Origin of the sequence: Clostridium tagluense, assembly GCF_003865095.1 — a bacterium.
Taxonomy (GTDB): domain Bacteria; phylum Bacillota; class Clostridia; order Clostridiales; family Clostridiaceae; genus Clostridium_AD; species Clostridium_AD tagluense.
In genome coordinates this window covers 68756-89402 of sequence record NZ_BHYK01000003.1, presented here as the reverse complement: position 1 = coordinate 89402, position 20647 = coordinate 68756, and the positions used below count along the sequence as shown (strand labels likewise).

Annotated in this window: 23 protein-coding genes and 3 pseudogenes; 24 read left to right on the top strand and 2 right to left on the bottom strand. The window is 29.9% G+C overall.

Annotation, left to right across the window (positions count from 1 at the left end; translation table 11 throughout):
• The first annotated feature begins 37 nt into the window (after positions 1–37).
• From Ctaglu_RS03195 to Ctaglu_RS25835, 18 genes and pseudogenes are all read left to right on the top strand, one after another.
• The gene (locus tag Ctaglu_RS03195) at positions 38–1816 is read left to right on the top strand and encodes a sulfatase-like hydrolase/transferase (RefSeq protein WP_124998015.1); all 1779 of its coding nucleotides are present in this window, start codon (positions 38–40) and stop codon (positions 1814–1816) included.
• A gap of 142 nt (positions 1817–1958) precedes the next feature.
• A complete protein-coding gene (locus Ctaglu_RS03190) occupies positions 1959–2798 on the top strand; it encodes a TylF/MycF/NovP-related O-methyltransferase (RefSeq protein ID WP_124998012.1) in 840 nt (279 codons plus the stop codon).
• A 128-nt stretch (positions 2799–2926) separates the two neighbouring features.
• A complete protein-coding gene (locus tag Ctaglu_RS03185; RefSeq protein WP_124998010.1) occupies positions 2927–4012 on the top strand; it encodes a pyridoxal-phosphate-dependent aminotransferase family protein in 1086 nt (361 codons plus the stop codon).
• Positions 4009–4761 carry a phosphocholine cytidylyltransferase family protein gene (locus Ctaglu_RS03180; RefSeq protein WP_124998008.1) on the top strand — a complete coding sequence of 251 codons (753 nt, stop codon included), beginning with the start codon at positions 4009–4011 and terminating at the stop codon, positions 4759–4761. The genes Ctaglu_RS03185 and Ctaglu_RS03180 overlap by 4 nt, the downstream gene beginning before the upstream one ends.
• 174 nt (positions 4762–4935) lie before the next feature.
• A complete protein-coding gene (gene pseI / locus Ctaglu_RS03175; protein ID WP_124998339.1) occupies positions 4936–5991 on the top strand; it encodes a pseudaminic acid synthase in 1056 nt (351 codons plus the stop codon).
• Positions 5992–6033: 42 nt separating this feature from the next.
• Positions 6034–6317, top strand: a pseudogene (locus Ctaglu_RS03170) (polysaccharide biosynthesis protein); the annotation flags it as partial.
• 42 nt (positions 6318–6359) lie between these two features.
• Positions 6360–7064 carry an ATP-grasp domain-containing protein gene (locus Ctaglu_RS03165; protein WP_185732580.1) on the top strand — a complete coding sequence of 235 codons (705 nt, stop codon included), beginning with the start codon at positions 6360–6362 and terminating at the stop codon, positions 7062–7064.
• A 164-nt stretch (positions 7065–7228) separates the two neighbouring features.
• Positions 7229–7522 carry a hypothetical protein gene (locus Ctaglu_RS03160; protein ID WP_124998003.1) on the top strand — a complete coding sequence of 98 codons (294 nt, stop codon included), beginning with the start codon at positions 7229–7231 and terminating at the stop codon, positions 7520–7522.
• A gap of 86 nt (positions 7523–7608) precedes the next feature.
• Positions 7609–8213, top strand: a pseudogene (locus tag Ctaglu_RS03155) (N-acetylneuraminate synthase family protein); the annotation flags it as partial.
• A gap of 260 nt (positions 8214–8473) precedes the next feature.
• Positions 8474–9691, top strand: a complete 1218-nt coding sequence (fliB, locus tag Ctaglu_RS03150; protein WP_124998001.1) for a flagellin lysine-N-methylase — start codon at positions 8474–8476, stop codon at positions 9689–9691.
• A 35-nt stretch (positions 9692–9726) separates the two neighbouring features.
• Complete coding sequence (locus Ctaglu_RS03145) at positions 9727–10734, top strand: dTDP-glucose 4,6-dehydratase (RefSeq protein WP_124997999.1); 1008 nt, start codon at positions 9727–9729, stop codon at positions 10732–10734.
• Between the two features lie 31 nt (positions 10735–10765).
• Positions 10766–11782 carry an SDR family NAD(P)-dependent oxidoreductase gene (locus Ctaglu_RS03140; protein WP_124997997.1) on the top strand — a complete coding sequence of 339 codons (1017 nt, stop codon included), beginning with the start codon at positions 10766–10768 and terminating at the stop codon, positions 11780–11782.
• Between the two features lie 113 nt (positions 11783–11895).
• Complete coding sequence (locus tag Ctaglu_RS03135; RefSeq protein ID WP_124997995.1) at positions 11896–12702, top strand: flagellin; 807 nt, start codon at positions 11896–11898, stop codon at positions 12700–12702.
• An 81-nt stretch (positions 12703–12783) separates the two neighbouring features.
• Complete coding sequence (locus Ctaglu_RS03130; RefSeq protein ID WP_124997993.1) at positions 12784–12963, top strand: YjfB family protein; 180 nt, start codon at positions 12784–12786, stop codon at positions 12961–12963.
• A 329-nt stretch (positions 12964–13292) separates the two neighbouring features.
• On the top strand, positions 13293–13472 hold the full coding sequence (locus Ctaglu_RS03125; RefSeq protein ID WP_124997991.1) for a YjfB family protein: 180 nt from the start codon (positions 13293–13295) through the stop codon (positions 13470–13472).
• A 48-nt stretch (positions 13473–13520) separates the two neighbouring features.
• A complete protein-coding gene (locus tag Ctaglu_RS03120) occupies positions 13521–13724 on the top strand; it encodes a hypothetical protein (RefSeq protein ID WP_233439672.1) in 204 nt (67 codons plus the stop codon).
• 580 nt (positions 13725–14304) lie between these two features.
• A pseudogene (locus Ctaglu_RS03115) lies at positions 14305–15201 on the top strand (Rpn family recombination-promoting nuclease/putative transposase).
• A 453-nt stretch (positions 15202–15654) separates the two neighbouring features.
• On the top strand, positions 15655–15900 hold the full coding sequence (locus tag Ctaglu_RS25835) for a transposase (RefSeq protein ID WP_307720464.1): 246 nt from the start codon (positions 15655–15657) through the stop codon (positions 15898–15900).
• A gap of 62 nt (positions 15901–15962) precedes the next feature.
• On the opposite strand, the gene Ctaglu_RS03105 is transcribed toward Ctaglu_RS25835, so the two are convergent.
• Together Ctaglu_RS03105 and Ctaglu_RS03100 are read right to left on the bottom strand one after the other, a co-directional pair.
• Entirely contained in the window at positions 15963–16190 is a 228-nt protein-coding gene (locus tag Ctaglu_RS03105) for a hypothetical protein (protein WP_124997989.1), read from the bottom strand.
• A 6-nt stretch (positions 16191–16196) separates the two neighbouring features.
• Positions 16197–16316 (bottom strand): DUF3791 domain-containing protein, encoded by a 120-nt coding sequence (locus Ctaglu_RS03100; protein WP_124997987.1) that lies wholly within the window; start codon positions 16314–16316, stop codon positions 16197–16199.
• A gap of 644 nt (positions 16317–16960) precedes the next feature.
• Here Ctaglu_RS03100 and Ctaglu_RS03095 point away from each other — a divergent pair.
• The 6 genes from Ctaglu_RS03095 (at position 16961) to fliE (ending at position 20632) form a co-directional block, all read left to right on the top strand.
• The gene (locus Ctaglu_RS03095) at positions 16961–17164 is read left to right on the top strand and encodes a hypothetical protein (protein ID WP_124997985.1); all 204 of its coding nucleotides are present in this window, start codon (positions 16961–16963) and stop codon (positions 17162–17164) included.
• A gap of 390 nt (positions 17165–17554) precedes the next feature.
• Positions 17555–18412 (top strand): flagellin N-terminal helical domain-containing protein, encoded by an 858-nt coding sequence (locus Ctaglu_RS03090; protein WP_124997983.1) that lies wholly within the window; start codon positions 17555–17557, stop codon positions 18410–18412.
• A 171-nt stretch (positions 18413–18583) separates the two neighbouring features.
• Entirely contained in the window at positions 18584–18925 is a 342-nt protein-coding gene (locus Ctaglu_RS03085; protein WP_124997981.1) for a hypothetical protein, read from the top strand.
• 551 nt (positions 18926–19476) lie between these two features.
• Positions 19477–19881 carry a flagellar basal body rod protein FlgB gene (gene flgB, locus Ctaglu_RS03080; protein ID WP_124997979.1) on the top strand — a complete coding sequence of 135 codons (405 nt, stop codon included), beginning with the start codon at positions 19477–19479 and terminating at the stop codon, positions 19879–19881.
• 5 nt (positions 19882–19886) lie between these two features.
• Complete coding sequence (gene flgC, locus Ctaglu_RS03075) at positions 19887–20321, top strand: flagellar basal body rod protein FlgC (RefSeq protein ID WP_124997977.1); 435 nt, start codon at positions 19887–19889, stop codon at positions 20319–20321.
• Between the two features lie 11 nt (positions 20322–20332).
• Positions 20333–20632: a flagellar hook-basal body complex protein FliE gene (fliE, locus tag Ctaglu_RS03070; protein ID WP_124997975.1), complete on the top strand. Its 300-nt coding sequence runs from the start codon at positions 20333–20335 to the stop codon at positions 20630–20632.
• Positions 20633–20647: the final 15 nt, after the last annotated feature.

The following is a 20647-nucleotide window of genomic DNA, read 5'->3' as shown; positions in this document are numbered from 1 at the left end:
TTAGTATATATAAAATTATAAAGAAAAGGTGAAGCGTATGAATAAATATAATTTAAGCTTAGAGAATTTAATAGAGAAATACTTTGAAAAAAATGAAAAAATTAATACTGTAAGTCCAATAAATTTAATAGGGAAAATAATAAAAGATAAATGTGAAAATAAAAAATTTGCTATATGGGGGGCTGGCGAACACACAACACATCTTCATAAACATCTGTCTGTGGAGATAAAAGAAGCACAATTTATTATAGATAATGATAAGGATTTAACAGGGACTGAAATTTTAGGATTTAAAGTAATTCATCCAAGTGATTTAAAAAATCATGATATAGATGTGATACTAATATCTTCTTATGCTGGCGCGAAAGGGATAAAGAAAGAGATATTAGATTTGAATTTAAGTTGTGAAGCTGTAAATTTTTACGAGATATTAGAAGGTATGGGAGTGAAATTAGAAGGTGCGTTTTTTGCCGATCCAGGTATTTATACAGCTTTATATAATTTAAAGGGCAAATATAATAGCTCTATTGATAAAAATGAAAAAGAAAAATATATTATAAAACTTATATATTTATACTTAAAGGTAAGGGATTTTGATAATGCTAAGATGTTTATAAATGAATACATACGGTATGAATTTAGTAATAAGGAAAAATTCGAATTACTATTACAAGATATATGCAATTTAATAAAAGCACTATCTGACAGTTTAAAAAAGAGAAATGGTAAAGATATAATGCTTATGTTTTTGGATTCGTTGAGAGCTAAAGATATTTATAGTGATGATCCACCAATGAAATTTTTAAATGGTATTTTAAAAGATAGTCTATATTTTGAAAAGGCGTGTTCACCATCTATTTTTACCTATGAAAGTGTACCGTCTATGCTTTCAGGTGATATGCCATTTTTAAATTCTTTATATAAGAAAAAAACTGTAAATGAAGATGAATGTAGTTTTATAAGGTGTGCTATTAATAAGGGGTTTAAAATTAAAATATATGCTTTAAGCCATTGGAATATAATAGAAGGGGAAAATATAGAGTATGGGGAAGAAAGTAATTATGCACCCGAAACTTTATGGAATGCAGTATGCGATTTAGCAGAAAGCAAAAATGAAGATACTTTATACTTATTATATTTTTGTCAAGAAACTCACCCCCCTCATATATGTGGAAATCACACAATATTACCAAAAGGTCATATTACTCCTTTTACTTGTAATGATGTAACAGATCAAACTCAAGAAGATTATAGCAAACAATATAATGAAAGTTTAATTTATATTGACAATCAGATTAGATTTTATTTTGATATTATAACAGATAATACTGTTAAAGTAATTTTTAGTGATCATGGTCAATTGATAGATAGAGCATTAAGCCCATTAAAAGATATAGGAACACTAGCAGGATGGAATAATATAAGGTATAATGTGCCTTTTATAATAAATGGCAAAAATATAATTCCTGAAAAAAACAATAAATTATATAGCATGAAAAATTTTGGTAAAGTTATAGAGGGAATTTTGGATAACAATGTGAATATAGTAAACAGTGATATTATAGAAGTTAATTTTTCGAAAATTAATAATAGTGTTATTATAGAGAAATATAAAAATGAAGGTTATGAAGATTATTTGTATGGATTTAAGGTCTTCGTAAGTGATAAATACAAGTTAGTCATAACAGGTAATGGGAAGAAAAAAATATATGAAACTTCGGATGAATTTAATGAAATAAAGGATAAATCTAAGGTAGAAAACATAATAGAGTATTTTAAACAAAAAGATTGTGATTTTAGTATACCACGGTGGTAAAATATATTTGAAATATTTCATGAGGACTAAATTAGAAGAAAAGTATGAATCCAATTATACCATAAGTGATTTACATGTATATTAAATTATTTAGCATAAATAGCATTTAAAATCAAATAAATTTTAGAGGAAGTAGATTTTTATGAAAAAAATATTTATATTTGGTACTGGAACAGGATATTTAAAAATGAAATGTTTATTGCCAGAAGATTCTTATGAATTAATAGGTTTTATAGATAATAATAAAAAGCAAAGGACAATTTTCGAAGGAAAGGAAATTTTTTCACCATCAGAAGCGATAAAAAAGAAGTTTGACCAGATATTAATCGCTAGTACATTTTTTGATGAGATTGAAAATCAATTATTGAATTTAGGGGTTGAAAAAGGTAAGATAATAAAGTACTATTCAGCAGAAGATACTTTGTTCGATGCAAGATTAATTTCCCTAAAATTAGTATGTATTGAAATAAAAGAAAAAAAAATAAAAGGTAATGTAGCAGAATTAGGAGTTTTTAGAGGAGATTTTTCAAAGAAAATAAATAGAATCTTTAGTGATAGAACATTATATTTATTTGATACTTTTCAGGGATTTGATGAAAAAGATGTTGAATTAGAAATAGATAATGGATACTCTAATGCGGTTAAAGGAACATTTTCAGATACAAGTGAAATGATAGTTTTAAATAAAATGTTATATAAAGACAAATGTATTATTAAGAAGGGGTATTTTCCAGACAGTTTAAATGGATTAGAAGATATGTTTGTGTTTGTTAGTATAGATGTAGATTTATATAAGCCCACATATGAAGGTTTGCAATATTTTTACAATAGACTTGTAAAAGGTGGATATATATTTATTCATGATTATAATAATTTAGGTTATAGTGGAGTAAAGGAAGCTGTTAAAATGTTTTGTAAAGAAAATGATGCAGTTTATTTTCCTTTAAGTGATTGTCATGGAAGTGTTGTTATAACTAAATAATTAATTGCGAGTGTATATGAGCTTATTTAGCTACATAAGAAAAAGAAAAGAAAGAACCTCTAGTTAATTTGTGGGTTAGAGGTTACGAAAGCAATGTGTTAAAAAAACAACTATTTAGGAGTGGCAAAATGGAAAGAAAAAAATATTTATTTTCTGTTGGACCTGTTGAAATGGATGACGAAATAAGAAATATTGGAGCAATGAGGCTTCCGTATTTTAGAACTGAAGAATTTTCACAGCTTATGATTAGAACAAGTGAATTAATGAAAAAGTTTGTAAAGACAAGTAAAAAATCTAAAACAGTTTTTTTAACTTCATCTGGAAGTGGTGCTATGGAAGCAGCAGTAATTAATGCATTTAATTCAAATGACAAATTATTAGTTATTGTAGGTGGAAGTTTTGGAAAAAGATTCGATGAAATATGCAACATACATAAAATACCTAATACTGTAATTTTACTTAAACAAGGTGAAACATTAAAGTGTGAAATGCTTCAGCGGTATAGAGGACAAGGATATACTGGTCTTCTAATAAATGCACATGAAACCTCAACAGGTGTTTATTATGATTTACCTATGGTAGGAGAATTTTGTAAAAAAGAAGAAATGATTTTTGTTGTAGATGCTATTAGTTCATTTTTAGCAGATGAATTTTATATGGATGAATGGAATATAGACATGACAATAGTTAGTTCGCAAAAGGCATTAGCGTTGCCACCAGGAATCTCAATAGTTGTTGTTAATGAAAAAACTTCAAATAGAATATTAAACAATGAGGTACAGTCGTTGTACTTTAATTTTAAGGACTATTTTAGGAACATGGAAAGAGGACAAACCCCTTTTACACCGGCAGTGGGTATATTATTTCAGTTAAGAGAACGGTTAGAGCATATTGAGAGAGTTGGACTTGAAAATGTTATTGAACGTACAGCATGTTTAGCTAAAGATTTTAGAGAAAAAGTTAAAGAGTTACCATTTGAAATACCTTCTGAAAGATTATCTAATGCAGTAACGCCTTTAAAGCCTAGGAATGGTGTAAGTGCTAATGATATATTTTTATATTTAAAGGATAACTATGATATATTTGTTTGTCCGAACGGTGGAAGTCTAAAGGATACATTATTTAGAATAGGTCATATTGGAAATTTAACAGTAGAAGATAATGATATGCTAATAAATGCATTACAGGATATGGAGAGAGAGGGATTGATATGAAAGCGCTTATAATGGCTGCTGGTAGGGGAACAAGAATAAGTAGATATTTATCAGACAGACCGAAGTGCACAGTAGACATTGGGAATATTTCATTAATAGTAAATACAATAAAGGAACTTAAAAAAAGTGGCATAAATGAAATTGCAATGGTTTTAGGGTATAGGGGAGAAGTTGTAGAAGAATTATTAAAGGATTTTGATGTAAAGTTCTACTATAATTACTTTTATGATGTAACAAACAGTATTGCATCAGCATGGGTTGCTAAGGACTTTCTTGATGATGATGTTATAATAATGAATGGTGATGTGTTCTTTGAGACTTCTGTACTTCAAATTATGTTAGAAGAAAAGTTAGACCCTGTTTTATTGTGTGACAGTACAAGAAAAGAAGAAGCAGATTATAAATTTTATTATGAAGATAGTAAATTAATGAAATATGGTAAAGAGTTAGCAGGAGATGATATATCAGGAGAATATGTTGGTATAGCTAAAATTAGTAAAAAGTTTTTGCCTGTTTTTAAAGCTCAGTTAGAAAACTTAATAAAAAATCAACATCATGGTATATGGTGGGAGGATGTTTTATATTCACTAATTAAAAAACATAATATTTATGTAAGAGATATAAGTGATAAATTTTGGGCAGAGGTTGATTATATAGAAGATTATGAAAGAATTTTGAAATTTAGAGATTATAAAATTAATTTTAATATAGAAGTAATTAAAGATGAAGTTGCACATTCTTTAAAATAGAAAGATCAGTTAGGTGAAAGTTATAGATAGGAACTACTAGCAAAATCAGTTTAGTAGTTTTTACTTATAGGACCTAAAATAATACACCTTATAAGGTGGCTAATACCTTTGAAAATAGTCGTTCATGCAAACGGAGAAACTACAATTGGCATGGGACATATAGGAGATGATAATATGAAAAATGAAATCAAAATCGGAAATAGAATTATAGGAGAAAATAACCCTGTTTTTATAATAGCAGAAATGTCAGCAAATCATCTCCAAAATTTTGATAATGCGGTAAAGCTTATTAAGGCTGCAAGAAAGTGTGGAGCAGATGCTATAAAACTTCAAACGTATACTTCAGATACTATAACTATAGATTGTGACAACGAGTATTTTCAAATAAAACAAGGAACAATATGGGATGGAACTACATTATATAAATTGTATGAACAAGCTTATACTCCATGGGATTGGCAGCCTAAACTTAAAAAAATAGCAGAAGAGGAAGGATTAATATGTTTTTCTTCTCCTTTTGATAACACGGCAGTAGATTTTTTAGAGAAGATGGATGTTCCAGCTTATAAAGTAGCTTCCTTTGAAATAACTGACATACCATTTATAGAATATATAGCGTCTAAAGGGAAACCAGTTATAATGTCAACGGGTATAGCTACTTTATGTGATATAGAAGAAGCGGTAAATGCTTGTAGGCGGATGGGGAACAATCAAATAATACTTTTAAAGTGTACAAGCGCTTATCCATCACCAATGGAAGAAGTAAATTTGAAAACTATGCCTAATTTAGCTGAAACCTTTGATGTAATCACTGGACTTTCAGATCATACTTTAGGGAGTGCAGTGTCCATAGCAGCAGTAGCATTCGGCGCTAAAGTTATAGAAAAACATTTTATTTTAAACAGAGATGAAAAGGGACCAGATGCAGCTTTTTCTATGGAACCTGAGGAATTTAAAAAGATGGTTGAAGATATAAGAAGTGTGGAAAAGGCTTTAGGAAAAGTTACTTATGAACTTACTGAAAAGCAAAAAAAGAGTAAAGAACACTCAAGGAGTTTATTTGTAGTTAATGATATAAAAGAGGGAGAGTTATTTACTAGAGAAAATGTAAGAAGTATAAGACCAGGATATGGTATGAAAACTAAGTACATAAAAGATATATTGGGTAAAACAGTGAAAATGGATTTGAAAAAGGGAACACCTATGGATTGGAAGTTCATAAAAGAATAAATATTCATTTATAAGGTTTAAGCATGTGAATGGAATCATTCAGAAGTAATAAATACTAATAACTTTTATGGGGATACTAAGCTTTTAGCAGAAAAATTAGTACAAGTGGCTGATTATAGTAAAGGTAGGACGAAATTAAATTTGTTGCAGTTAGATTGGGAAGTGTAATGGGATAAAGATGTTCTATAATTCCGCTTTTAAAAAAACAGATATAGGATGTTAGCAAGATAACTGTTATAGATTCTAATATGACGAGATTTATGATGACTTTAAGTCAATCAGTAAAACTTATTATGACGGTTGGTAGAAAATCTCTTGGTGGAGAGAGTTAACTAAAAACTATAGTTTAATTAATGGGGGCGGATTTTATGAAAACTATATTAATAGTTGGAAGTAATAAATTAACTATACCAATTTTAGATATTTGCAGACAAAAAAAACTAAAAATTATTATTACTGATAAAAATATTAATGATGTTAATAAAAAATATGCAGATGAATTTTTTCAAGTAAATGGGTTGGATAAAGAAAAAATATTGGAAATTTGTAAAAAAAATAATGTAGATGGTATTTTAACATTAGGAGAAGACAGATTAGAAACAATAGCATATGTATCTGAGAATATGAATATACCAGGCATAACTAGGATGACAGCTATTTATTCTCAAAACAAATTTCTTCTAAGGGAAAAAATGAAACAAAATGGGATACCTGTTCCATTTTATTGTACAGTTAAGAATAAGGAAGAGTTAAATAAATTAAATATACAGGAGATAGAGTTTCCTGTAGTTATGAAACCAATAGATGCAACAGGAAGTAGAGGAGTTATAAAGGTTAATGATAAGTTTAGGTTAGAAAGAGCATTGACGGAATCGTTAGAATCCTCTAAAAATGGTGTCGTTATGATAGAAGAATATTTATCTGGAAAAGAATATAGTGTAGAAACATTAACTCAAAATGGGAAAACATATGTAGTGAGCATTACAGAAAAAACCATATTAGGTGATCCTTATTTTGTAGAAACAAGACACATAGTTCCAGCAAAGTTAAATGATGTTGATAGAAAAAAATAGAAGAAGTAACATTAAGGACATTACAAGCTATAGGGGTAAGTAACAATGGTAGTCATACGGAAGTAAAACTTACAAAGAAAGGAGCAATTGTAGTTGAAACATCGGCAAGGTTAGGTGGGGACTTTATTACAAGTAAACTTGTTCCGTTATCAACTGGTGTTAATATGTATGAAAATATAGTTAATATAGTTAATATAGCTATAGGTGAAGAAATTAAAATAGATAAAACTAATAATTATTTTGCGGGAGTACAGTATATAATACCTAGTAATTATAAATTATTTTGTGAAAACTATACAAGTATAATTAATAATAAAGACTTGGTTAAGTTTGAAAAGTTATTTGATGTTAGTGAAAAACCTTTACTAAGGAGTAATGCAGATAGATTAGGTTATTATATATGTAGAAGTGATTCCAGAGAAGAACTTCTACATATATTAAACTTAGGTGAAGAATAAATGAAAATATGATTTTACACTAGTCATAATAATGATTTATAAATTTGACATAGGAGTTATAATATTAAGGTAAAAAGTATGAACATTGGCAGCCAAAACTTAAGGAAATTGCAGAAAAAGAAGGACTTATTTGTTTTTCATCACCTTTAGGGGAACAATCAAATAATCCTTTTAAAGTGTACAAGTCCCTATCAATCACCAATGGAAGAAGTGAATTTAAAAACTATGCCTAATATAGCTGAGACCTTTGATGTAATTACTGGACTTTCAGATTATACTTTAGGGAGTGCAGTGTCCATAGCAGCAGTAGCATTAGGTGCTATGGTTATAGAAAAACATTTTATTTTAAATAGAGACGAAAAGGGACCGGATGCAGCTTTTTCTATGGAACCTAAAGAATTTAAAAAGATGGTTGAAGATATAAGAAATGTGGAAAAGGCCTTAGGAAAAGTTACTTATGAGCTTACTGAAAAGCAAAAAAAAGAGTAAAGAACATTCAAGGAGTTTATTTGTAGTTAAGGATATAAAAGAGGGTGAGCTGCTTACTGAAGAAAATATAAGAAGTATAAGATCAGGATTTGGTATGAAGACTAAGTACATAAAAGATATATTAGGAAAAACAGTGAAAATGGATTTAAAGAAAGGCACACCTATGGATTGGAAGTTTATAAAAGAAGATAAGCTTATTTAACCACATTTTAGGTGATGAGTTCATTACTAGTGTAAATATTGCATTTATTAAGAAAATAGGAGGTAGCTGTTACTTAAGGATATTGCTTAAAGTGACGGATGCCTCTTTTATTATTGTCACAAACCACAAAACATTTAAGAATACTTTAAAAACTACGATAATATATGTAACAAGTAAATTATAGATTTAATTAATAATAATATGGTAATTTATATAAATTGTTGTTAATAAAAAAAATTACTAAAATCAAAGGAGAAATTATGAATAATAATATAATTCTTATGCCAGAATACATGAAAAATTTTCATTGTACAAGTTTAGATTGTAAGGATGATTGCTGTTATGGATGGAAAGTTACAATAGATAAAGATACATATAAAAAGTGTAAAAAAGTGCAGAAAACCGCTTTAAGAAATGAATTAAGTAGACATATATTAATAGATAAGGATAGAAAAACATTTAATGACTACGCATATATATCTATTGAAAAAGATAAAAGCTGTCCTTTTCAATGTGAGGAAAAGCTGTGTAAGATACATAGAGACTTAGGTGAAGAATATTTATCATTAACTTGTAAGAATTATCCAAGACTTTACGCTAAAGTGGATTCTAATTTTGAAGTTTCACTAGATATGTCATGTCCTGAAGTTGTAAAGCTTGTTTTATTTAACAAGGAGTTACTGGCATTTGAAGAAGTTGAGACAGATAAAGATTTAAATAATAGTATAGGTATTGTAATTGATACTAAATTAACACCTATATATAATTATTTTTGGGATATAAGGGTAGGGGCAATAACTATACTTCAAAACAGAAAATTATCTATTGAACAAAGATTGATATTAGTAGGACTTATGATAAATAAAATAGAAGAATCTAAAAAAAATGGTAGATTAGAAAGTATACCAGATCACATAGATTATTATGTAAATAAGATAGATATTGATGAATTAAAGGAACTTATAGATTCACTACCTAATAATTTAGAAATTCAAATGAAAATTTTAGAACAAATAATAGCTTTTTCTTCTAATGGTACTTTAAGAAAGAATTATGTGGAGCATATAGAAAAATTTAAAAAAGGTCTAGGTATTGAAGGTGAAATTCAAATTGATGAATGTATAAAAGCTTACAAAGAGGCAACAAAAGAGTATTATCAGCCATATATAAAGGATAGGGAATATATTTTTGAAAATTACTTAGTGAATGATGTATTTCAAAGAATGTTTCCATACAGAGATGATAATTTTTTTAATGAATATATGATTTTAGTGTTAAATTATAGTATCATTAGATTATTGTTAACAGGAATGGCTTCTTGTGATAAAGAATTAACGGATACAATGGTTATTGATTTAATTTATTCTTTTTCAAGGGCTGTGCTGCATAATAGTATGTTTATTAAATCCTTTATAGATGCACTCAATGAAAATAAATTTAATACACTTTCATATATGATAGTTTTAATTAAAAATTAAAAAATATAAATTATATTTAAGAGGAGATGATACATATGAATATATTAGTAACTGGAGGCGCTGGATTTATAGGCAGATGGGTGGTTAAAAGACTATTAGAAGATGGTCATAGAATAACTGCGTTAGATAATTTATCAAATGGTGGACTTGAAAATATACAAGAGTTTCAGGGAAATAATAGTTTTAGATTTATAAAAGGAGATATACAAAGAGAGAAGACTTTAGATGAAGTTTTTAAAGAAAAATATGATTTGATATATCATTTAGCAGCGTCTATAAATGTTCAAGACAGTATAGATGATCCAAGAACTACTTTTTTTAATGATACTGTTGGAACTTTTAATATTTTGGAAAAAGCTAAAGTTCAGATGTTTGGTAAAAATGGAAGAATGGATGGCGATGGATGGGTTTTAGATGCGAGGGAGGATACTTACCCATGCAAGGTAGTATTTATGAGTACCTGCATGGTTTATGATGTAGCAGATGATAGTGGAATAGATGAAAGTCATCCTACAAAACCTGTGTCACCTTATGGAGGAAGCAAAATAGCAGCTGAAAACATGGTGCTTTCATATTATAATGCGTATAAACTTCCAACTGTAGTTATAAGACCTTTTAATACCTATGGACCTTTTCAAAAGACTGGTGGGGAAGGCGGAGTTGTTGCTATATTTATAAACAATTCAATTCACGGAAGAGATATAAATATATATGGAAATGGGGAGCAGACAAGAGATTTACTTTATGTTAAGGATTGTGCTAGATTTGTTGTTATGACAGGTTATTCACAAAAGGTAAATGGTGAATTAGTAAATGCAGGCACTGGTAGGGATGTTACTGTTAATGAACTTGCAGAGATTATAACAAATAAAAGAGTTGAAATAAATCATGTAAAACATATTCATCCACAAAGTGAAATTATGAAACTTAAATGTAACTATAATAAGGCGAGAGAGCTTATGGATTGGAAGCCAGAGTTTACTCTAGAGCAGGGAATAGAAGAGACAGAGCAGTGGATAAAAGGTGCAAAGTTATTTAAATAATAATAATAATAATTGTAGTAGGAGAGGTAGTATGGGATATTATACAGGAAAAAAGATTCTTATAATTGGTGGGACAGGCACTATTGGACATGGACTTATAAAAGAACTTATAGTGCAAAAGCCAAAGGTAATAAGAATACTTAGCAGAGATGAATATAAGCAATTTATAATGGAAAATGAACTTAATGGTGGCAAAAATTTTAGATTTCTTATTGGGGATGTACGAGATTATGAAAGGGTAGAAAGGGCTATGAATGATATAGATATAGTATTTAATCTAGCAGCTATGAAACATGTGCCTGCATGTGAGTATAACCCTGGTGAAGCTATTAAAACAAATATTATAGGTATGGAAAATGTTATAAAAGCAGCTATGCATAATAATGTAGAATGCGTAGTATTTACAAGTTCAGATAAAGCTATTAACCCAGCTAATTCTTATGGAGCTACTAAGCTTTTAGCAGAAAAATTAGTACAAGCCGCAAATTTCAATAAAGGTAATTGCAGAACTAAGTTTGTTGCTGTAAGATTTGGAAATGTTATGGGATCTAGGGGGTCAGTAATACCACTATTTAAAAAGCAAATTGAAGAAAATAGAAAAATTACAGTTACTGATGCTGAAATGACTAGGTTTATGATGACTTTAAGTCAAGCAGTAAGTTTAATTATAGATGCAGGTGAAAAATCTATAGGCGGAGAAGCTTTTGTATTAAAGATGCCTGTAATTAAATTACATGATCTTGCAGAGGTAGTAGTTGAGGAAACTTGTAATAAGCTTAATATAAAAAGAGAAGAAGTAGATTTGCAAACTATCGGACTAAGAGCAGGAGAAAGAAAATTTGAAGAACTTATGACAATGGAAGAGTCCGAAGTTGCTTTTGATTTAGGAAACATGTATGCAGTATTACCACTAGCTCACTCAAATTCTTGCGGTGATGGTTACCAGAAGTATAAAAAAGCTGAGGTTGGTAGTTATAATTCAGCAGATGAAAACATTTTAAGCAAAGAGGAAGTTAGAATACTGCTTAAGCGAGAAGGTTTGGTTTAAAAGGTTTAATTATTGACAAGTAATAAAATAAACTTTAATGTAAAGTTTTGCTAATAGAAGTCGATAATAAATCAGCAGAACTTTTAAATGAATAGTTATAGGATGTGAAGTATATGATTATTAATGGGTATGGTGTAATGGATTCTCTTAATAGGGTTGCATCAAAAAATAAAAGAGAAGATAGTACTATGCAGAAACTATCCGCAGGAAAGAGAATTATAAAAGGTGCGGATGATGCTGGCGGACTTTGTATAGCTGAAAGTTTTAAGTCTCAAATAAGAGGCTTATCTCAAGGCGAAAGAAATTCTCAAGATGCAATTTCTATGCTACAGGTAGTTGATGGAGCACTAGATGAAGTAGTGAAATCTTTACATAGAATGAAGGAAATATCAGTTCAAGCTTCTAATGGTACTTTAACTGATGAAGATAGAAAAAGTGTAGATAAGGAATTTCAAGAGATAAAGAATGGAATAAGTGGAATAGCAGAACAAACAGAGTTTAATGGCATAAAGATGATGAATAGTGATAAAACACTCGTAATACAGATTGATTATAATCCATATACTACTTTTAAATTAGAAATGAAGGATATGACAGTGAGTAGCATAGGTATAGATGCTAGTTCAGTTGTAGATTCAGATAAATCCCAAAAATCTATGGGGGTTATTGATGCGGCACTCTCAAAAGTACTTTCATATAGAAGTGGTCTAGGTTCAAGTACTAATAGTTTACAGTCTAATATTACATCAGCATCTAATAATGGTGTAAATTTAACAAAATCTTTATCTGGCATAGAAGATATTGATATGGCAAGCGGAATGATGCAAATTATTAAAACTGACTTACTAGCTAATTGTAATTCTATATTGTATGCATCTTTAAAGCAAAGTGCTGAAAGTGTTCAAAAGATACTTCAATAGGGTGACAGGCACTTGTAAAACAATGTAAATACTCGTAAGCACACAAGGGTGTAAAACAAAATAAATATTGGAGGCATAACTATGGATATAGGAGCATTATCAATTGTAACCAGTCAATCAAGAGTACAAGAATTAGCAGGTATATCAGTGATGAAGATGGCAATGGATACTGGAAAAGAAACTGCGGCGCAGATGACAGAAATGCTGAAGAATGTTGCAGTAGATACTAATGTGGGACAGCACTTGGATGTTATGGCATAATTGTAGATTAAAGATAAGAATTACATGATAAGCTAAACAATATTGGAATGAGCATCGGTGGCTACAGAAATAGCTATTGGTGTTCATTTTGATATAGGCATTATTTGTTAATTTATCTTTAGATATTTTATAACTATAGCAAGCTCTTCGGCAAACTTCCTCCTCACTAGGGTGACAGGTACTTGTAAAATAATGCAAAAAGAAAAGCATTAAAATAGTAAAAGCTGTCAATAATATAGATAAGCAAGCTCGGGGATAAATCCCTCGCTATGTAACCTGCTATTTGGTGATTTATGTCGAAAGAATGTAAGAAAACAGGAGGTAATCATATGTATATAGCAGTACTATCAATGGTAATGAGTCAATCAAGAGTACAAGAATCAGCTGGAATAGCAGTAATGAAAATGGCAATAAATACTGGTAAAGAATCTGCTACACCGATAAGAGAAATGGTGAACAATGTTGTAGTAGACACTAATGTAGGACAGCATTTGGATATAAGGTCATAGTATGTATGAAAGAGAAGATCTAAAGAAAGAGTTGCAGCAGGAATTGAAATGGGTGCAGTACAGACAAAAGATGCTGACATTATTGAGGCAAAGCTATTGCAAATGAAACAGATAGCAGAACAAGCTAAACAGGTAAACATTACTTCAGAAGAACTGGAAGCTCTAAATGCTAAGCTAAACAACCTAGCGACAAAGGTTAAAGGACTAGATAGTGAAAGCAGAAGAATAGAAGATGGAAAAATACTAGAATGAGTATCAGTGCCTGAAACAACAGCTGCTGATGCTCATTTTGTTGTTGTGGATAGGTATACTCATTTTTGTAGGGCAAATAGGGCACAGTTTCTGCCCTGATAGCCATCTAAAGTAGAAGTAGGTGTGGTAGTGAACTGAAAAATGTAGTGCAAACACATATATAAGTCTAAAATCCCGACGCTATTGTCATTGTAAAAAATAGTATGACGGTAATGTCGATAGTGCCGATTTCTAGGGAAGAAAGAATGGTTCACTGCAAAATTATTTTGTAGTGGGTGAGATATGAAGAGCTATTGCAGCACAAGGGATAGCGAAAATATAGCTACAAATATTTCACGGCATAATCTAAATAATGCAGTGAAACATAATAAGCTTAAGATGGAGTAAAATCTGTCTTAGGCTATTTTTGTACCTATAACTACTGAAAAATCAAAGATATATTATTACCTTGAATAAGAGAAATAGAATTCAAGGAGGAATAATAAATAGTGTAGAATAAAATGTAATTATCTGATAAAATAAAGGTAAGGAAGAATATAACCATTAAAGATAGTCAAAGATAATTGGAGGAAGAGATATAATGGCTAAAGTAACAGGAAAAGCAACTAATAAAGGAAAAATTGAAGATGATAATTTCATAATGTCTCCTAAAATAGATTTTGCATTTAAGCTGCTATTTGGAGATCCAAAGAATATAGATTTATTAAAAGCACTACTATGTGCAATATTAAATGTACCAACAGATGAACTCAATGAACTTACAATAATAAATAATGAATTGTAAAGAAAATTCAAACAAGACAAAAAAGGAATCTTAGATGTTAGAGCAAAAACAAAAGAGGGTAAAGAAATAGACATTGAAATTCAAATATTGCCAACAGAATACATGGCGGAAAGAACAATCTTCTATTGGGCAAAAATGTATATAGAACAAATAAAATCAGGAGATCCTTATGATAAGCTTAAAAAATGCATAACTATAAATATACTAGATTTCGAATGTACACCACTAAATAAAATACACTCAAGCTATCATATTACAGATGATGAGACAGGATATAGATTAACAGAAGTCTTAGAGATAAGATATTTAGAACTTCCAAAACTTGAAAAAGAAGGTGTAGAAAAAGATGAAAATGCAGCAATAACTCAATGGATGGAATTCATAGGAGCAAAATCAAAGGAGGTGATGGAGGTGTTAGCATTAAAGAATGAAGAAATAGGAAAAGCTTACGATCAATTGCAGGTTATGAGTAAAAACGAAAAAGCAAGAATGGCATACGAATCAAGGCAAGCGGAAATCCATGACCAAATGACAAGAATGAAAACTGCTAAAGAGGAAGGGTCAAATGAAAGGGCGATAAAGGTAGCTGAAAAAATGTTAAAACGAGGAGATAGTATAGAAGATATTGTTGACATGACTGATCTACCAAAGGAAGCGGTAATGGAACTAAAAAGGAAAATGATGCACAAGTAGCACGGGAATAAATCCCTCACTATGTAACCTGGCATCTGGTGGTTTGTAGTGTTTGTTGTAGAAAAGGAATTATTAAGAAAAAAATTAGAATGAGTATCAGTGGATGAAGTAGTAGCTGCTGATGCTCATTTTGTTGTTGTTACGGATAGGTATACTCATTTTTATAGGGCAAACATGGCACGGGTTCTTACCTGCTAGCCATCTAAAGTAGAAGTAGCAAGTTCAGGCAAGCCTTCACAAACACCCCAGGGGTGTAAATTTTGGAAATTTGGCAATAATCAATAATATGGAAATAGAGTGGAGGTTTTGATTATGCCAACAACAAAAAGATAATGGTATCCTGGTGCAAGTTATCATGTCACTGCAAGAGGTAACCACAGGAATGACATATTTAAGGATAAAGAGAATTTTGTACATTATATAATTTTGATTAAAGAAACGATGGAGTAGTATATCTACGATAAATATGAAATAATATGCTATTGTTTAATGGATAATCATGTGCATATATTAATCAAAACAGAAGATAAACCGTTAGGGCAATTTATAGATAGAATAAGTAGTAAGTATGCGAAATACTATAATAAAAAATATAATTATACTGGACATCTATTTAAAGATAGATATTTTTCAGAGCTTATAGGATCAGATACTCAAATGCTTGAAACAAGTAGATATATACATTTAAAAAAATCTTGACCATTTAAATGATTAAGATTTTTGTGAATTTCATCTGAATTTATTATTTAAATATCAAATTTTTATCCGTTTTTTTTCATGTCGAGCCTCATGTAAAGGTAGCTTGCACCTTCATACCATAACTTAGTGTCTTCTTTCTCCAAAACAGTATAAGTTCTAGAGTTATAAAACTCAAGTAAATCTTCTTTCCAACTAATATTATTATTTTTTGCTAAGAGCTCTGTTATCTTAGCTACTTTTAAAGGAATGAATATATGCACATTTTCCTGTGTCACCTTTGCGAGTGTCATACTATATCACCTAGCATTTAATAAATTCGCTACATCTTTTCCCCTCATACTATGTGCTACCTTGAAATTCTCTATACAGAATGAAATAAATTCTATTAGTTGCTCTTCTTTATTTAATTTAACCATATGAACAGCCCCTTCTATATATATTATTTTACCTGATTTTCAGGTTTATTCTATAAAATAATGGCGCCACAATACCAATTATTAATTGTAATAACTTTATTTTTCATGCATGTTGCTTCAGTTTTATGTTTTCTATAAAATATTATAACATGTAGCAAGTTAGTCGGCAAGACTTCTTGCAAGTTTCGCATCCCTCAAACGCTTGTTAAATAAGAATTTGATGGTATTCAAATAAGCCGCCAGTAGTTTTATAGTCTCTTATTCTCTTTGAATAGATAAGCATATTGTATAAAATGTAGCATATGCTTATATCAGCTATCTGTGCAACAAAGCTTTCAGACTGTCATTTTCATGTTTCTAAATACCATTTACACCCTTTAAAAATAACCTCTATGCCCATCTGAATTATGATTAGTAAAAATTTCATCAATTTCGTTTAAACTTTGTCGCATGATAATACAACCTTTATTTAAACATGAATAAAATCAATGGGTAAGATAAGTTTCCATGTGCTGAAACATAGTGTTTTGGTAGTGCGAAACTTAAATATATTAATATTAATGATTTTTTAAAAATATAATTTATTATTTTAACCTTAGCTCCGATATGATATAATAACAGAAAAAGATTTAGGTGGTGAATTTATGGATAAGGAAATATTGGATATCCTAAAATCAATGCAAGGTGACATGAAATCAATTAAGATAACCCAAGAAGAACATACTCAAATATTGAGAGGTTTAGAGCATAAAACTGATGTTTTATCAGCACAGCAGGAAAATTTGAAGAATGAAGTTAAGGGTATGAGAAAAGAGATGAGTAGTGTGGAAATTATCAAAATGCCCTAATAATCAATTTGAATACCTTACTGCAGGGTATAGCTTATGAATTATTGGGGTGTTTTTAATCAAAACAAAAAGAAAATTTATATAAAGTTATTAACTATTTAAACGAAGTAGCAAGTAAGACAATAAACAATTCAGCATGGATTATTAATAAAACTATCTAATTTTGAAGTAAGTGAAGATGATAGCTTTGTTAATCATCTATTTTTATAAATCATTTAAATTAAGAGCGGCAATATATATTATTGTTATTTCAGTTATAGTATTAACCTATAAAGAAGTTAATGTTGAAAATAGGCATAGAGGAATCCATCGGAATTCCTAAAGAAAAGTTCAATGTATCCGATATGATAAAATAGACAGTAAATAAAAAATTTTAATGGAGTTGATTTTATGAGATTGAGTAAGAATATGGCATCTTTAAACATATATAAAGAATACAGTAAGAATCTTACTAAGCAAAGTGGAGCATTAGGCCGAATATCTTCTGGTGTTAAAATAAATAGTGCAAAAGAAAACCCTAATGCAATTGCTCAAAGTGAGAGACTTAGAATGCAGATAAGAGGCCTTCAAATGGCGGCGAAAAACACTCAAGATGGAGTTAGCATGATTCAAACTACAGAAGGTGGCCTTGAAGGTATTACAAGTAGCTTGCAAAGAGTTAGAGAGCTATTAGTACAAGCTGGAGGAGTTACAACCCCAGCGGATAAAGCTGTTATTCAAAAAGAAATAAATCAAATGTTAGATGGCGCAGATGACATGGCAAATAATACTGAGTTTAATGGAGTTAAGCTTTTAGTTAATAAGGATAATAAGGAGCCAAAGATTATAGAAACTTCTATAGGGGATAACGTAGGAGAAATAATTAAAATACCAAGGTATAATCTAACTGCAGAAGGCCTAGACCTTAAGACTAAAGATGCAACTGGAAAGTTAGTTACTAATGTAGATGTTGACAAAATAAATGAGTCACTGGAACTTGTAGACAAAGCACTTGATACAATCATCAGCGCTAGAAGTAAATATGGAGCCTTAGGTAGCAGATTCGAAAGTAGTTATAATTCCACAATTGCCATAGCAGATAAAATAGAATCTGCTGAAAGTGGTATAAGAGATGCGGATATGGCTGAGGAAATCATGGAATATTCTAAGTACAATATTCTTATACAAGCTGGAAATGCTATGATGGCTCAATCCAACAAGTTACCACAGGATGCATTAAGAGTACTCGAGAATGTTAGAAGTAGATAAAGAACTGAGTTATGATGAGTTCTTTGAGTTTTAGGATACTGTCAAATATGATAGCCGCAAAAGGAGACTTGATGAAAATAAAGTCTCCTTTTGTATAAAATAGATAATTCAATAGAGATACGATGAATTATCTATTTTTATAAATTATTTAAACTAAGAGAGGTGATATACATGAGTAGTAATAATCAAGTTTCAATTAGCGTTGAAACAATGCAGGAAATTATTGAAGAGTTAAAAGGAATTAGTAGCCTTTGCTCTACTCCGCACTTAAAAATGAAAGTTCTAGGACTACAAAAGGTTCTTTCTAGTTTGCTTGAAGCCAGGAGCAAAATATCTCCTCAAGATTTAATATATGAAAAAATGGTTGAAGTTAAACACCTTAATCCAGATCTTCATTTAAAGTTGTATATGCTATATAGAAATTTAACATGTAGTAGGATATCAGAAGTAGATGCTATGGCTTCTTATGAAAATTACTTAAATATGTTTCCACAGGATGAGATGATATATTAGAGGCATTTCAATGATGGAAAATTTTGAGTATAATGTTCTTATATAAGCTGGAAATGCTATGATGGTTCAATATAACAAGTTATCATAGTATGAATTAAGAATACTTGACAATATTAAAATTAGATAAAAAGCACAGTTATCACGAGTTATTTAGGCTTTGGGGTACTATTAAATATAAAATCGACAAAAAGAGATTTGATGAAAATCAAGTCTTTTTTTGTATAATATAGTTAAATTAATAGACAAATTACTACAATAATGTATAATATAAAAGAAGCTTGTAAACAAAGAATAGACTTCATAAAAATCATTAACAAGAAACATAACCTTCGAAACATACATTTTAACAGCAGAATAGGGCAGTTTGAATCTTAAAATTAATCTAATTTATAAAAAATAGAAAAGAAAACATTCACGAATATAAGAAAATAGTATATAATTATATATATATTAGATATGAAAACAAATTTAGCTATTTTTAGTAAAAAATAAGATTTTAAGAATGATTTTCATATTATATGTCTAATGGTAAATGAAGGGAGATGAGAATTATGGGTATAATTGGGAATTCAGTAAGCGAAAATACGTATAACTTGTTGAAAAAGAGTATGGATGCTTCGGCGCTTAGAAGTAAAGTTATTGCAAACAACATTGCAAATATCAATACAAAAGGTTATAAGAAGTTCTATGTTACATTTGAAGACACATTAAATGACAGCATGGGTGAAGATACATTAAAAACTGACAATAATAAACATATGCAAACCGGAAGCACTAGCTCCGATATTTCAGTAAAAAAGGACGAGTCCACCAGTATGAGACAAGACGGAAATAATGTGGATATAGACTCAGAAATGACTAATCAAGCGGCAAATACATTAATGTTTAACGCACTGGTTAAGCAAGTCAATAGTAAGAATTCACTTACAAGTTATATTATAGGAGGAGGGAAATAGTACAAATGAATAATGTTTTTAGGGGAATGAGAATAAGTTCTAGTGGACTCACAGCAGAAAGATTAAGGATGGACACTATAGCGTCTAATGTAACAAATGTAGCTACCACTAGGGGAGAAAATGGACAAACATACATAAGAAAAATAGCTGTGTTTCAAGAAAATCTGCAACAAGAATTAGATAAAACTACAGGCATGTATAAAGATAGTTTTAAAGGGGTAAAGGCTGTTGGTATTGAAAATGACAAGTCACCTTTAAGGCGCGTTTATAAGCCATCCCATCCAGATGCAGATAAAGACGGGTATGTGAAAATGCCAAACGTAAACATTTTAAATGAAATGGCAGATATGATTGCGTCTACAAGAGCATATGAGGCAAATGTAAATTCTATGAATGCTATAAAAAATATGTTTTCTAAAGCTTTAGAAATCGGTAAATAGGAGAGTGATTTATGAATATTAATGCTTATGTTAATAATACGAAAATATTTAATGAAATTCAAAAGAATACTGTAGAGGGTGAAAATAAAAGTACTGATTTTCTGGATACATTAAAAGAAAAATTAAATGAGGTTAACGATAAACAAATAGAATCAGATAACCTTACTCAAAAGTTTTTAAAGGGTGAAGAAGAGGATATACATAAGGTAATGTTATCTACAGAAGAATCGAAACTGTCACTGGAACTAGCAGTACAAATTAGAAATAAACTTGTGGATGCCTATCAGGAATTTAATAGAATGCAGATATAGTAAGGGGGGCAGCAT

What these genes read in the sequence shown, in the direction of transcription:
- Ctaglu_RS03195 (WP_124998015.1), top strand. Translation starts at nt 38, where the DNA reads ATGAATAAATATAATTTAAGCTTAGAGAATTTAATAGAGAAATACTTT.
- Ctaglu_RS03190 (WP_124998012.1), top strand. Translation starts at nt 1,959, where the DNA reads ATGAAAAAAATATTTATATTTGGTACTGGAACAGGATATTTAAAAATG.
- Ctaglu_RS03185 (WP_124998010.1), top strand. Translation starts at nt 2,927, where the DNA reads ATGGAAAGAAAAAAATATTTATTTTCTGTTGGACCTGTTGAAATGGAT.
- Ctaglu_RS03180 (WP_124998008.1), top strand. Translation starts at nt 4,009, where the DNA reads ATGAAAGCGCTTATAATGGCTGCTGGTAGGGGAACAAGAATAAGTAGA.
- pseI (WP_124998339.1), top strand. Translation starts at nt 4,936, where the DNA reads ATGAAAAATGAAATCAAAATCGGAAATAGAATTATAGGAGAAAATAAC.
- Ctaglu_RS03165 (WP_185732580.1), top strand. Translation starts at nt 6,360, where the DNA reads ATGAAAACTATATTAATAGTTGGAAGTAATAAATTAACTATACCAATT.
- Ctaglu_RS03160 (WP_124998003.1), top strand. Translation starts at nt 7,229, where the DNA reads ATGTATGAAAATATAGTTAATATAGTTAATATAGCTATAGGTGAAGAA.
- fliB (WP_124998001.1), top strand. Translation starts at nt 8,474, where the DNA reads ATGAATAATAATATAATTCTTATGCCAGAATACATGAAAAATTTTCAT.
- Ctaglu_RS03145 (WP_124997999.1), top strand. Translation starts at nt 9,727, where the DNA reads ATGAATATATTAGTAACTGGAGGCGCTGGATTTATAGGCAGATGGGTG.
- Ctaglu_RS03140 (WP_124997997.1), top strand. Translation starts at nt 10,766, where the DNA reads ATGGGATATTATACAGGAAAAAAGATTCTTATAATTGGTGGGACAGGC.
- Ctaglu_RS03135 (WP_124997995.1), top strand. Translation starts at nt 11,896, where the DNA reads ATGATTATTAATGGGTATGGTGTAATGGATTCTCTTAATAGGGTTGCA.
- Ctaglu_RS03130 (WP_124997993.1), top strand. Translation starts at nt 12,784, where the DNA reads ATGGATATAGGAGCATTATCAATTGTAACCAGTCAATCAAGAGTACAA.
- Ctaglu_RS03125 (WP_124997991.1), top strand. Translation starts at nt 13,293, where the DNA reads ATGTATATAGCAGTACTATCAATGGTAATGAGTCAATCAAGAGTACAA.
- Ctaglu_RS03120 (WP_233439672.1), top strand. Translation starts at nt 13,521, where the DNA reads ATGGGTGCAGTACAGACAAAAGATGCTGACATTATTGAGGCAAAGCTA.
- Ctaglu_RS03105 (WP_124997989.1), bottom strand. Translation starts at nt 16,190, where the DNA reads ATGACACTCGCAAAGGTGACACAGGAAAATGTGCATATATTCATTCCT.
- Ctaglu_RS03100 (WP_124997987.1), bottom strand. Translation starts at nt 16,316, where the DNA reads ATGGTTAAATTAAATAAAGAAGAGCAACTAATAGAATTTATTTCATTC.
- Ctaglu_RS03095 (WP_124997985.1), top strand. Translation starts at nt 16,961, where the DNA reads ATGGATAAGGAAATATTGGATATCCTAAAATCAATGCAAGGTGACATG.
- Ctaglu_RS03090 (WP_124997983.1), top strand. Translation starts at nt 17,555, where the DNA reads ATGAGATTGAGTAAGAATATGGCATCTTTAAACATATATAAAGAATAC.
- Ctaglu_RS03085 (WP_124997981.1), top strand. Translation starts at nt 18,584, where the DNA reads ATGAGTAGTAATAATCAAGTTTCAATTAGCGTTGAAACAATGCAGGAA.
- flgB (WP_124997979.1), top strand. Translation starts at nt 19,477, where the DNA reads ATGGGTATAATTGGGAATTCAGTAAGCGAAAATACGTATAACTTGTTG.
- flgC (WP_124997977.1), top strand. Translation starts at nt 19,887, where the DNA reads ATGAATAATGTTTTTAGGGGAATGAGAATAAGTTCTAGTGGACTCACA.
- fliE (WP_124997975.1), top strand. Translation starts at nt 20,333, where the DNA reads ATGAATATTAATGCTTATGTTAATAATACGAAAATATTTAATGAAATT.